Below are 11,634 nucleotides of genomic sequence, written 5' to 3'. Positions count from 1 at the left end.
CCCGAGCTGCGCGCCCTGGCCGTCGACCTGCTCGACGCCGCCGACGCGCTGCCCGGCCCCGACACGGCCGACGCCGACGACCTCGACGCCGTCCGGGCGACCTGGCCGACGGCCTGGCACCTGCCGACCACCGCCACCCGGGACCGGCTGCACGGGGCCTGGCTCGGCCGGGCCGTCGGCTGCCTGCTCGGCAAGCCGGTGGAGAAGATCCCCCGACCCGGGATCCGGGAGATCCTCACCGCCACCGGCCGGTGGCCGCTGCGCGGGTACTTCACCGCCGAGGGGCTGCCGGCCGAGGTGGCCGCCCGCTGGCCGTGGAACCGGCGCAGCGCCCCCACCAGCCTGGCCGAGAACATCGCCGGCATGCCCGAGGACGACGACCTCAACTTCGCGCTGCTGGCCCTGCGGATCCTGGAGACCCACGGCCCGGACTTCACGAGCGCCGACGTGGCCCAGGCCTGGCTGGACTGGCTGCCCGCCGGGCGGGTCTTCACCGCGGAGCGGGTCGCCTACCGCAACCTGCTGCTCGGCCACGCCCCGCCGCAGACCGCCCGCCGACACAACCCGTTCCGGGAGTGGATCGGCGCTCAGATCCGCACCGACGTGTACGGCTGGACCAACCCCGGCCGCCCCGACCAGGCCGCCGAGGCGGCCTGGCGGGACGCCGCCGTCAGCCACGTCCGGGCCGGGGCGTACGGGGCGATCTGGGTGGCCGCGCTCGCCGCGGCGGCGCCGGTCGCCGGGAGCATCGACGAGGTGCTGGACGCGGGCGAGTCGGTGCTGCCGCCGGGCAGCAGGTTCACCGCCGCCGTCCGGGAGGCGCGCGCCCTCGGCGCCGGCACCGACGACTGGGAGAGCATCGTGGACACCCTCTACCAGCGGCACGGCCACCTGCACTGGGTGCACGTGCGCAACAACGCCGCGCTGGTCGCGGCGGCGCTCGCGTACGGGCGCGGCGACCTGGAGCGGTCCATCTGCGCCGTGGTCAGCGGCGGCTGGGACACCGACTCGACCGGCGCGACGGTCGGCGCGGTCACCGGGGCGCTGACCGGCGCGTCCGGGCTGCCGGCGCGCTGGGTCGCCCCGCTGCGCAACCGGCTGGCCAGCAGCATCGCCGGTTTCGACGGGATCGGCTTCGACGCCCTCGCCGACCGTACCCTCGCCCTGGCCGACGCCCGGGTGCCGGCGGACGGGGGCGCGGCGTGAGCGCCCGGGTGATCGTGGTCGGCAGCGCCAACCTGGACCTGGTGGTGACCACGCCGCAGCTGCCCAGGCCCGGTGAGACGGTGCTCGGCGGCGACTTCCGCACCGTGCCTGGAGGCAAGGGCGCCAACCAGGCGGTGGCCGCCGCCCGGGCCGGAGCGGACTGCGACTTCGTCGGCGCGTCGGCACGACGACTTCGGCATGCTGCTGAGTGACAACCTGATCGCCGCCGGCATCGACGTACGGGGCCTGCGCACCGTCGACGGGCGTCCGGCGTCGCGCTGATCGCCGTCGACGGCGCGGCCGAGAACTTCATCGTCGTCGCCCCCGGCGCCAACGCCGCCCTCACCACGCTGGACGCCGCCGACCGGACGGCGGTGGCCGGCGCCGACGTGCTGCTGCTCCAGCTGGAGGTGCCGCTCGCGGCGGTCCGGCAGGCCGCGGAGTGGGCCCGCGCCGACGGCACCACGGTGGTGCTCAACGCCGCCCCGGCCCGGCCGCTGCCGGCCGAGCTGCTCGACCTGGTCGACGTGCTGGTGGTCAACGAACACGAGGCGGCGGTCGTCGGCGGGGTCTTCACCGAGGAGCCCGGCGCGCTGCTCGACGCGCTCGTGACCCTGGTGCCCCGGGTGGTGCTGACCCTGGGCGCGCGCGGCGCCGCGTACGCCGACCGGGCCGGGACCCGGATCGAGGTCCCGGCCCCGAAGGTCGACGCGGTGGACACCACCGCGGCCGGTGACGCGTTCTCCGGCGCGCTCGCCGTCGCCCTCGCCGAACGCGGCGGCACCCTCACCGCCGGCACGGCGACGGCGGTGCTGCGCTGGGGCGTGTGCCGCCGGTGCCGGCCTGCGCGCAGCGCCCCGGCGCGTCCACCGCCCTGCCCTCGCGGGCCGCGATCGACGCCCTGTACGCCGTGACCTACGGAGATGCCGCGTGAGCTTCAATCCCTACGTGCCGCGGCCGATCGACCGGCCGACCGACGTGCCGCTCGGCTCGCACGCCGACCTGACCACCCTCGACGAGGCGAAGATCTTCGCCGCCCCGGACGACCCGGCGGACTGGCCCGCCTGGCGGGAGCAGCTCGCCCGGTGGCGGGCCGACGCCCTGGCCCGCCTCGCCTACACCGGCAGCCACTACGACGAGATCACCGGCGACTGCTTCTCCGTCTGCCTCGCCTGGCTGTGGGACGAGACCCTCTACGACCACGAGCGGGGCGTCTTCACCGTCGAGGCGTTCCTCGACGCCGCCCGGCGCGACTTCGGCGGCTTCGACGGGGTGGTGCTGTGGCACGCGTACCCGGTGATCGGGCTGGACGACCGCAACCAGTTCGACTGGTACCGGGACGTGCCCGAGCTGCCCGAGGTGGTGCGCGCGTTCCAGGCGCACGGCGTCCGGGTGTTCGTCGACTACAACCCCTGGGACACCGGCACCAGGCGGGAACCCGGCACCGACGCCGAGGAGGTGGCCGCGCTGGCCGCCGGCCTCGGCGTGGACGGGGTCTTCCTGGACACCCTCAAGGAGGGCGCCGGCGAGCTGCGCAAGGCCCTCGACGCCGTACGCCCCGGCCTGGTCCTGGAGGGGGAGAGCCGGGTGCGCTGGCGCGGATCGAGGACCACGCGATGTCCTGGGCGCAGTGGTTCGCCGACTCGACGGTGCCCGGGGTGCTGCGCGCCAAGTGGTTCGAGCGGCGGCACATCCTGCACCACACCCGCCGCTGGCACCGCAGCCACCTCGACGAGCTGCACTCCGCCTGGCTCAACGGCTGCGGGGTCCTGGTCTGGGAGAGCGTCTTCGGCGTCTGGGTCGGCTGGAACGACCGGGACAAGGCCGTGCTGCGGGCCATGCGCCGGGTGCAGGCCAGCCACGCCGCCTGGCTGGGCGCCGAGGACTGGGTGCCGCTCGCCGACCGCGCCGGCTCCGGGCCGGTGTACGCGTCCCGCTGGACGCACGACGGCGAACCACTGTGGACGGTGGTCAACCGGGGCGACGACCACGACGGGCCGTGGCTGCTCACCGAGCCGCGCCCGGGCCGGCGCTTCGTCGACCTGATCACGGGCGCGGAGTTGACCGTCACCGAGACCGGCGACGGCCGGGTCACCGTCGGCGGCCCGCTCCCGGCCGGCGGGATCGCCGCCGTGGTCGCCGCCGACACACCCGTCGCCCGGCACGAGTCGCCGGCCGGCGATCCGTCCTTCCCGGCCCGGGTCGCGGTGCGGCCGCACCCCGTGGGCGCCCCTCGCCGCCCTGCCCGACGGCATGGTCACCGTCGATGGCGGCCGGCACGACCTGCTCGTCCGCCACCGGGTCCGGGAGACCGGGCTGTACGGGGAGGCGCCCTACGTCGACGAGTGGAAGCCGCTGCCGCCCCGGCTGCACCACACCGGCACCCTGCGCCGCCCGGTCCAGCTCGGCCGCTTCGCCATCGACACGCGCGAGGTCACCCACGGCCAGTACGCGCGGTTCCTCGCCGCCACCGGCTACCGACCCGTCCGACCGGAACGGTTCACCGCCGGCCGGGGACCGGCCGACGCCCCGGTCACCGGCGTGGACCTCGCCGACGCCCGCGCGTACGCCGACTGGGCCGGGCTGCGGCTGCCCACTGAGGACGAGTGGCAGGTCGCCGCCGAGGCGGGGCTGCTCAGCCGGCGGGAACCCCTCGTGTGGAACCTGACCGAGAGCGAACACTCCGACGGGCGGACCCGCTTCGTGATCCTCAAGGGCGGGTGCGCGTACCGGGCGGAGGGTTCCGACTGGTACCTCGACGGCGGCCCGCAGCCGCCCGACGTGTCGGTGAAGCTCCTGCTCACCGGGGCGGGACTGACCCGCTCCGACTCGATCGGCTTCCGCTGCGCCGCCGACCTGCCCGGGGACGACCGATGAGCGGGCCGCTGCACGGGGTCAAGGTCGTCGACCTGGCCACCCTCTTCGCCGGTCCGCTCGCCGCCGCGTTCCTCGGCGACTTCGGCGCCGACGTGGTCAAGGTGGAGCACCCGGCCAAGCCCGACCCGTCGCGCGGCCACGGCCCGGCCAGGGACGGTGTCGGCCTGTGGTGGAAGGTGCTCGGCCGCAACAAGCGGACCGTCACCTGCAACCTCTCCGACCCGCAGGGCGCCGAGCTGCTGCGCCGGTTGATCGCCGACGCGGACGTGCTGGTGGAGAACTTCCGCCCGGGCACCCTGGAACGCTGGGGGCTCGGCCCGGACGAGCTGCACGCGGTCAACCCGCGACTGGTCATCGCCCGGATCAGCGGGTTCGGTCAGCTCGGCCCGTACGCGTCCCGACCCGGGTTCGGCACCCTCGCCGAGGCGATGAGCGGCTTCGCCGCCGCCACCGGTGAACCCGACGGGCCGCCCACCCTGCCCCCGTTCGGGCTCGCCGACTCGGTCACCGCGCTCGCCGCCGCGTACGCGGTCATGCTGGCCCTGCGCGCCGCGACCTCACCGGCCGGGGCCAGGTGGTCGACCTGGCCATCATCGAACCGATCATGGCGATGCTCGGCCCGCAGATCACCTGGTACGACCAGCTCGGCTACGTCCAGCCCCGGCTGGGCAACCGGTCCAACAACAACGCCCCGCGCAACACCTACCGGTGCGCGGACGGGCGGTGGGTGGCGGTCTCGACCAGCGCGCAGAGCATCGCCGAGCGGGTGCTGCGACTGGTCGGCCGCCCCGAGCTGATCGACGAACCGTGGTTCGCCACGGGCAGCGGCCGGGCCGCGCACGCCGACGAGCTCGACGCCGCCGTCGGCGCGTGGGTGGCGAAACGCGACCGGGACGAGGTCGTGGCCGCGTTCGAGGCCGCGCAGGCCGCCGTCGCTCCCGTCTACGACGTCCGCGACATCCTCGCCGACCCGCAGTACGCGGCGTTGGGCACCGTCGTCACCGTCCCCGACGAGGACCTCGGCGAGGTACGCATGCAGAACGTGCCGTTCCGGATGTCCGCCAGCCCCGGGGAGATCCGGCACGCCGGTCGGGGGCACGGCCAGGACACCGACGAGGTGTTCCGGGCGCTCGGCGTCACCGACGACGAGTTGGCCGCGCTGCGCGAGCGCGGGGTGATCTGATGCTGCTCACCTGGCTCTACGTGCCCGGCGACCGGCCGGACCGGTTCGCCAAGGCCGTCGCCTCGGGCGCCGACGCGGTGATCCTCGACCTGGAGGACGCCGTGGTGGCCGGGCGCAAGGCGTACGCCCGGGAGGCGGTCGCCGAGTTCCTCAGCGAGCCGCAGGCGGTGCCCGTGCAGGTCCGCGTCAACGAGCTGGCCGGCCCGGACGTGGACGGCGACCTGGCCGCGGTCGCCGGCGCGCCCGGGCTGGCCGGGCTGCGGCTGCCCAAGGTGGAGTCCCCGGCGACCGTCGCCGCGCTCGCGCCCGCGTCGACACCCCGCTGCACCCGCTGATCGAGTCCGCCGTCGGGCTGGAGGCCGCGTACGACATCGCGGGTGCGCACCCGGCGGTGGCCTCGCTCGGGCTCGGCGAGGCGACCTGCGCTCGGACCTGGGCGTCGCCGACGACGACGGCCTGCTCTGGGCACGCGGCCGCGTCGTGGTCGCGGCCCGCGCGGCCGGCCTGCCGCCGCCCGCCATGTCGGTCTACGCCAACGTCGCCGACCTCGACGGGCTGGCCGCCTCCTGCGCGGCCGGTCGGCGGCTCGGCTTCCTCGGCCGCGCCGCGATCCACCCGCGCCAGCTCCCGGTGATCGCCGAGGCGTTCCGCCCGGCCGAGCGCGAGGTGGCCGGGCCCGGGAACTCCTCGCCGCGGTCGCCGACGCGCAGGCCCGCGACTCGGGCACGGTGGTGCTGCCCGACGGCCGGTTCGCCGACCGGGCGATGGTGGCCGCCGCCCGCCGCGTCGTCGACCTGGCCGCCCGCTACGCGGCCTGACCCGCCACCACCGAGCCCGAGCAGGTCGACCGTACGCTGACCCCACCGACGGGCAGGATGGGAGCGGGAATGGGCGAGGGACAGCCACGGCTCAACCGGCGCGGCCTGCTCGTCGCCGCCGGGGGCCTCGCCGTCGCCGGCGTCGGCGTTCCCGTCAGCCTCGCCGCCACCGCCGACCCGCCACCGCTGCCGTTCCCGCCGCACGGCCGCCGGCCGGTCAGCATGGCGATGCACATCCACGCCTCGTTCAGCGAGGGCATCGCCAGCTACGCCGCCCACCTCGACCAGGCCCGCCGCAACGACGTCGACGTCATCTGGTGGACCGACCACGACTTCCGGGTCGCCGCGCACGACCACCGCCGGATGGTGCACTTCGACGGCGCGGAGGAACTCGAGGGCGGGCTGGCCTGGACGTGGAAGGCGTCCACCGAGGGGCGGCTGACCACGTCGGCCGCCGACTTCGTCGACAGCCCGCACGGCACCGAGGACCCGGCGAAGGCCCTGCGCCTCACCGCCACCGGCGCGGGCATCCTCTGGTACGCCGGTCAGGCCTGGAACTGGACGCACACCGGCAACATCTCCGACACCACACTGCACCTCGACGTGCTGCCGGAGACGTCCGGGCCGGCCGCGGTGCTGCTCGTCGAGATCGCCCTGTCGCACCACCCCGCCCGCGGCGGCAGGCCCGCCGGCCAGCACATCCTGCGCTACCGCATCGCCGCCGGACGCGCCGGTCACTCGACCGACGGCCTGGTCGGTACCGTTGACCTGCCCGCCCCGCCCGGGCAGTGGCGGCGGCACAGCCTCCCGCTGCTGGCGGACGTCCGGCGGCTCTGGCCCGACCTGGTCGCCGGGGACAACTCCCTGCGCGGTCTGCGCCTCGGCGTCAGCGTCGCGTCCGCGCGCGGCAGCTTCGTCGTCGACCGGCTGGCCTTCGACCGGACCCGCCGCGCCGGGCAGGCCGGCGAGGACCTCCGGACCGAGGTGCTGCGTGCGTACGACGGCGCTTACCCGGAGGTCACGCACCATCGGGCGTACGAGGTGTCGCTGGTGCGGCACCTCAACTGGTTCGGCGGCGACCAGACCCTGCCGGAGTTCCCGTCGCCGCCGTACCGGGACAACGACGTGACCCGCACCGAGCGGATGATCGACTTCTTGCACTCGCACGGCGGCGTGGTCTGCTGGAACCACCCGCTCGACGTGGAGAGCCGCCAGTCGCTGGCCCGGCTGATGGTGGAACGGAACAACCTCGGCGCCGACCTGGTCGAGATCGGTCGCGGTCCCGTCGACGACCACCTGTGGGCGCTCGACGTCGCCGCCCGCAACGCCGTCTTCTTCACCGCCGTCGGGGTCACCGACGACCACGACGGCACCGACTGGCGGGGCCGCGGCGACCGGCACATCACGTACGTCTGGGCGTCGTCCACCGACCGGGACGACCTGGTGGCCGCGCTGCGCGCCGGCCAGGCCTGGTTCACCGACCTGGCCCGCTACCGGGGCGCGCTGGACCTCGAGGTCGACGGCCGGACGGCGATGGGGGCGGTCGCCGTCACCGACGCGTCGGAGCTGACGGTACGTCTGCTCGCCACCGACCTGCCCGCCGGCGCGTCCCTGGAGGCCGTCATCGGGACGGTCGACCTGGCCGGCATCCGTGACCTGACCCCGGCGACTCGCACCACCCGGATCTCCGGCCGGCAGCTTAGGCAGGGCTGGTACGACCTGCGGGTGACAACAGGCGACGGCAGCTACGTCCGCACCCAGGTCCGGGGGAGGGACGGGGCGCTCCTGGGGGCGAGCAACCCGGCCTGGTTCCTTTCCCGAATGCAGACCCGCGACATACCGCCGGCCCGCCGCCTCTGATCCTGGTCACGCCTGACCGCCACCGTCGTGCTGCGGCTCTGTACCGGGGATCTCGCCCGAGATCGGCAGCCAGTAGAAGGGAATGAATGCGGCGATCACAGCCACGCCGAGAGCGGGAAGCAGGGCGCCCAGCAGGGTTCCGGTGGCGATCCAGGCAAGGGCGAGCCGGAAGCGCCGGCTGATGGCTCGCGCACCAGCGGAATCGATGGTGGTGGCGAGCAGCCGGCGACTATGACGCGTGTACTCCCAGATAGCGTTGAATAAGATGGCTGCCAATTCGAACGCGATGCCGTGGAAGACGACGGCAGTGCGTTCTCCCTGTCCCTCACGGAACGCCTTGGCCAAAACGGAGGCGGCGAACGGCAGGAACGCGATGTCCATCAGCAGCACCGGTGTTCAGAAACAGCACCACCCGGTCGGCATGACGGATGTGGTCGAACATGACGTGATGATTGGCCCACACCTGCCCGATCAACATGAAGGTGACGACGTAAGCCAGGTAAGATGGCCAGAGCGTGGCGAGACCGTGAAACAGGTGCCGGGTGTCCTGCGGCGGACGGATCTCGAGGACGAGCAGAGTGACGGCGATGGCGATGACCGCATCGCTGAAGGCCACGACCCTCGCAGGCTCGCGCTTCATGCCGAACCGTGTTGACCTTCCTGGTTCACGACTAGGTTCTTTCACCGCCTAAGCGTGAGACATCAGGGCGTCGCCCGCGCCGAACTCCTTGGCGAACGCGAGGAGTGAACGCTCCCGGAACGGGTAGGCGCGGCGCCGGGAGGCGGGCGCCTCCGGGATCGAGGGGGACCATGGGAGCCGCCGCCGTCGTCGCGCTGGTCATCATCGTCGCGATCGTGGTGATCGTGCTGGCGCTGAGCGTCCGGCTCGTGCAGCAGTACCAGCGCGGTGTCGTGTTCCGCTTCGGCCGGGTGCTGGACCGGATCCGTCAGCCCGGTTTCCACCTGATCATCCCGGTCGTCGACCGGATGGTCCGGGTCAGCATGCAGACCACGGTGATCGGCGTGCCCGCGCAGGGCGTCATCACCCGGGACAACGTCACCCTCACCGTCGACGCGGTCGTCTACTACCGGGTGGTCGACCCGGTGAAGGTGCTGGTCAACGTGCGGGACTACCCGTCGGCGGTGCTCCAGGTGGCCCAGACGGCGCTCCGGTCGGTGATCGGCAAGGCCGACCTCGACACCCTGCTGCGCGACCGGGACCGGATCAACGCCGAGCTGAAGTCGGTGATCGACGCGCCCACCGAGAAGCCGTGGGGCCTGCTGATCGAACGGGTCGAGGTGAAGGACGTGTCGCTGCCCGAGGGGATGAAGCGGTCGATGTCCCGCCAGGCCGAGGCGGAGCGGGAACGCCGGGCCCGGGTGATCGCCGCCGACGGCGAGTTCCAGGCGTCCCGCCGGCTCGCCGACGCGTCCCGGGCGATGGCGGACACGCCGGGGGCGTACCAGTTGCGGCTGTTGCAGACGGTGGTGGACGTGGCGGCGGAGAAGAACAGCACCCTGGTCATGCCGTTCCCGGTGGAGCTGCTGCGCTTCTTCGACGAGGTGGCCCGCGGTTCGCGGGAGGCGGCGCCGTCCGCCGGCCGGGGCGGCAGCCGGGAGCCGGGGGTGTCCGGCGGGCCGGGCCCGCGGGAGCAGGCGACGCCGGTCGGCCCGGTGCTCGGCCCGGTCACGGAGAACGTCGCCGCGGCGGCGGCCGACGGCGACGGGCGGCGCGGCCGGCCCACCGACTGACGGGACAGCGTATACCGGCTGTCTGTATACCCCGCCGCCTGAGCCGCCGGTGGTTCCGCCCTCAGGCCGGGACCGCCGGCGCCCGCTCGCCCGCCTGCTCCGGTACGACCGCGGCGGCCGGCTTCGGCAGCGTGAAGGTGAACCGGGCGCCCTCGGTGTCGCTGTCGTCCAGCACCAGCGTGCCGCCGTGGTACTCGACGATCTTCTTGCAGATCGCCAGCCCGATGCCGGTGCCGTCGTAGCTGCCGCGCGGGTGCAGCCGCTGGAAGATGAGGAAGATCTTGTCCGCGTACCGCGGGTCGATGCCGATGCCGTTGTCCGCCACGCCGAACGTCCAGCCGGTCGCGTCCTCCGCCACCGTGACCCGGATCCGGGGCGTCCGGTCGGGGCTGCGGAACTTCACCGCGTTGCCGAGCAGGTTCTGCCAGAGCATCGTGAGCAGGGTCGGGTCGCCGTGCACCACCGGCAGCGGATCGGCGACGACCTCGGCGTCCGCCTCGGCGATCGGCCCGGACAGGTCCGACTCGGCCCGGGCGAAGACCTCCGCGAGGTCCACCTCCCGGTCGTCGCTGTAGACCCGCCCGATCCGGGAGAACGCCAGCAGTTCGTTGATCAGGTCCTGCATCCGGGTCGCCCCGTCGACCGCGTAGCTGATGTACTGCCGGGCCCGGTCGTCGAGCTGGTCGTCGTACCGGCGCTGGAGCATCTGGCAGAACGACGCCACCTTGCGCAGCGGCCCCTGCAGGTCGTGCGAGGCGACGTAGGCGAACTGCTCCAGGTCCTCGTTGGAGCGGCGCAGCTCGGCGGCCTGCTGCTCCAGCGCGTCCCGGTCCCGCCGGCTGGTCATCAGCGCGTCCACCACTCGCCGCCGCATGGTCTCCACGTCCGCGGTCAGCCGGGCGATGTCCGCCGGTCCCTCCGGCCGCAGCCGGTGGTCGAATTCGCCGTTGGCGACGTGCCGCACCGAGGCGCCCAGTCGGCCCAGCGGGCGCAGCACCGCGGCGCGGACCAGCACCGAGATGACGACGCTGGACAGCAGCAGCGCCCCCAGGATCGCCACGAAGAGCACGTCGCGCACCGCCCGGGCGTCGTCCAGGTTCCGGCGCCCGGCCGCCTGCACCCGGTCGAGCCGGCCCTCCAGGGCGGTCAGCGCGGCGCGGGCGGCGTCGAAGGCGAGCCGGCCGCGCTCCACCACGGGGGCCAGCTGCTCCGGCGGCGTCCCGGCGCGCCGCGCCCCGATCAGCCGGGTGGCGAACTCCGTCCGCCATCGGTCGGCCAGCCGGATCGCGTCGTCCAGCTCGCGCCGCGCGTCCGCTCGTCGGCGAGCAGGCCGCGGGTCCGGTCCACCGTCGCGCGCTCGGCCGCCACCCCCGCCTCGTACGGGCGCAGCAGCTCCGGGTTACCGGTGGTCACGTACCCCCGCACGGCCGCCACCTGCTCCAGCAGGCCGCTCTCCAGCCGGCCGACGGCGGCGCGGGCCGGGGAGATCCGGTCCGCCAGCCGGTTGGACACCGCCGCGGTGTGCGACAGGGCCGCCGCCCCGACCGCGCCGCCGGTCAGCACCAGCACGCTCATCGCCAGCATCATGACGCTCAGCCGGCGGCTCGTCGTCATCCGCGAGGGCCGGCCTGCGCGGTGGGTCCGGCCCGCCGCCGTCGTCGCGCTGCTCACCGGCAGCACACTAACCGAGAGCGGGCGCGCCGTCCCGGGACAGCGTCGGGCGGCGTCACGGGTCCGGTCCGGTGCCGCCACGCACTCCACCATCCTCGGGGCCGGCGAGCCGGTGCGCCGGACCGGCGGCAGGCGGTCAGCCGAGCAGGCCGCTGGTGGGCAGGGGCAGGGGCAGGCCCGGCCGCGGCGGCAGCAGCGACGGGCTGGTAGTCGGCGACAGCAGCCGTGGCAGCGGCGGCACCAGGTTCCCGCCGCCGCCGGTGGGGG

The 11,634-nt window shown here is 74.6% G+C and carries 11 protein-coding genes and 2 pseudogenes; 9 read left to right on the top strand and 4 right to left on the bottom strand.

What is annotated here, in order from left to right; translation table 11 throughout:
- The 8 genes and pseudogenes from JNW87_RS26295 to JNW87_RS26255 form a co-directional block, all read left to right on the top strand.
- A partial coding sequence (locus JNW87_RS26295; protein WP_238454608.1) for an ADP-ribosylglycohydrolase family protein occupies window positions 1-1,206 on the top strand: 1,206 nt, incomplete at its 5' end.
- Window positions 1,203-2,120, top strand: a pseudogene (locus JNW87_RS26290) (PfkB family carbohydrate kinase). The gene JNW87_RS26295 and the pseudogene JNW87_RS26290, both read left to right, overlap by 4 nt.
- Window positions 2,121-2,136: 16 nt before the next feature.
- Window positions 2,137-3,252 carry a hypothetical protein gene (locus JNW87_RS26285; RefSeq protein WP_238454607.1) on the top strand — a complete coding sequence of 372 codons (1,116 nt, stop codon included), beginning with the start codon at window positions 2,137-2,139 and terminating at the stop codon, window positions 3,250-3,252.
- Between the two features lie 207 nt (window positions 3,253-3,459).
- Window positions 3,460-4,083, top strand: coding sequence for an SUMF1/EgtB/PvdO family nonheme iron enzyme (locus JNW87_RS26280; protein WP_238454606.1), 624 nt, complete (start codon window positions 3,460-3,462; stop codon window positions 4,081-4,083).
- Window positions 4,080-5,266: pseudogene (locus JNW87_RS41705) on the top strand (CaiB/BaiF CoA transferase family protein). Before JNW87_RS26280 ends, JNW87_RS41705 begins: the two are co-directional and overlap by 4 nt.
- Entirely contained in the window at window positions 5,266-5,601 is a 336-nt protein-coding gene (locus JNW87_RS26265) for an aldolase/citrate lyase family protein (RefSeq protein WP_238454604.1), read from the top strand. The pseudogene JNW87_RS41705 and the gene JNW87_RS26265 overlap by 1 nt, the downstream one beginning before the upstream one ends.
- Window positions 5,602-5,746: 145 nt before the next feature.
- Complete coding sequence (locus JNW87_RS26260) at window positions 5,747-6,124, top strand: hypothetical protein (RefSeq protein ID WP_238454603.1); 378 nt, start codon at window positions 5,747-5,749, stop codon at window positions 6,122-6,124.
- A 29-nt stretch (window positions 6,125-6,153) separates the two neighbouring features.
- A complete protein-coding gene (locus JNW87_RS26255; protein ID WP_109803366.1) occupies window positions 6,154-7,944 on the top strand; it encodes a hypothetical protein in 1,791 nt (596 codons plus the stop codon).
- A 6-nt stretch (window positions 7,945-7,950) separates the two neighbouring features.
- Here the strand turns inward: JNW87_RS26255 and JNW87_RS26250 are convergent, their stop codons facing one another.
- Both JNW87_RS26250 and JNW87_RS26245 read right to left on the bottom strand, forming a co-directional pair.
- Window positions 7,951-8,325, bottom strand: coding sequence for a hypothetical protein (locus tag JNW87_RS26250; RefSeq protein WP_236648146.1), 375 nt, complete (start codon window positions 8,323-8,325; stop codon window positions 7,951-7,953).
- Window positions 8,270-8,584 (bottom strand): TMEM175 family protein, encoded by a 315-nt coding sequence (locus JNW87_RS26245; RefSeq protein WP_236648148.1) that lies wholly within the window; start codon window positions 8,582-8,584, stop codon window positions 8,270-8,272. Before JNW87_RS26245 ends, JNW87_RS26250 begins: the two co-directional genes overlap by 56 nt.
- A gap of 170 nt (window positions 8,585-8,754) precedes the next feature.
- On the opposite strand from JNW87_RS26245, the gene JNW87_RS26240 reads away from it, so the two are divergent.
- Complete coding sequence (locus JNW87_RS26240) at window positions 8,755-9,696, top strand: slipin family protein (protein ID WP_109803367.1); 942 nt, start codon at window positions 8,755-8,757, stop codon at window positions 9,694-9,696.
- 61 nt (window positions 9,697-9,757) lie between these two features.
- On the opposite strand, the gene JNW87_RS26235 is transcribed toward JNW87_RS26240, so the two are convergent.
- Both JNW87_RS26235 and JNW87_RS26230 read right to left on the bottom strand, forming a co-directional pair.
- Entirely contained in the window at window positions 9,758-10,891 is a 1,134-nt protein-coding gene (locus JNW87_RS26235) for an ATP-binding protein (protein ID WP_238454602.1), read from the bottom strand.
- 44 nt (window positions 10,892-10,935) lie between these two features.
- Entirely contained in the window at window positions 10,936-11,367 is a 432-nt protein-coding gene (locus JNW87_RS26230) for a CHASE3 domain-containing protein (RefSeq protein WP_238454601.1), read from the bottom strand.
- Window positions 11,368-11,634 lie beyond the last annotated feature (267 nt).

This window comes from Micromonospora sp. ATA51, from assembly GCF_016802855.1.
Lineage (GTDB): Bacteria > Actinomycetota > Actinomycetes > Mycobacteriales > Micromonosporaceae > Micromonospora > Micromonospora sicca.
This window is presented reverse-complemented; position numbering and strand designations above follow the sequence as displayed.

Coding starts and splice junctions, on each gene's coding strand:
- JNW87_RS26280 (WP_238454606.1), top strand. CDS start 3,460: ATGGTCACCGTCGATGGCGGCCGGCACGACCTGCTCGTCCGCCACCGG.
- JNW87_RS26265 (WP_238454604.1), top strand. CDS start 5,266: ATGCTGCTCACCTGGCTCTACGTGCCCGGCGACCGGCCGGACCGGTTC.
- JNW87_RS26255 (WP_109803366.1), top strand. CDS start 6,154: ATGGGCGAGGGACAGCCACGGCTCAACCGGCGCGGCCTGCTCGTCGCC.
- JNW87_RS26250 (WP_236648146.1), bottom strand. CDS start 8,325: ATGGACATCGCGTTCCTGCCGTTCGCCGCCTCCGTTTTGGCCAAGGCG.
- JNW87_RS26245 (WP_236648148.1), bottom strand. CDS start 8,584: ATGAAGCGCGAGCCTGCGAGGGTCGTGGCCTTCAGCGATGCGGTCATC.
- JNW87_RS26240 (WP_109803367.1), top strand. CDS start 8,755: ATGGGAGCCGCCGCCGTCGTCGCGCTGGTCATCATCGTCGCGATCGTG.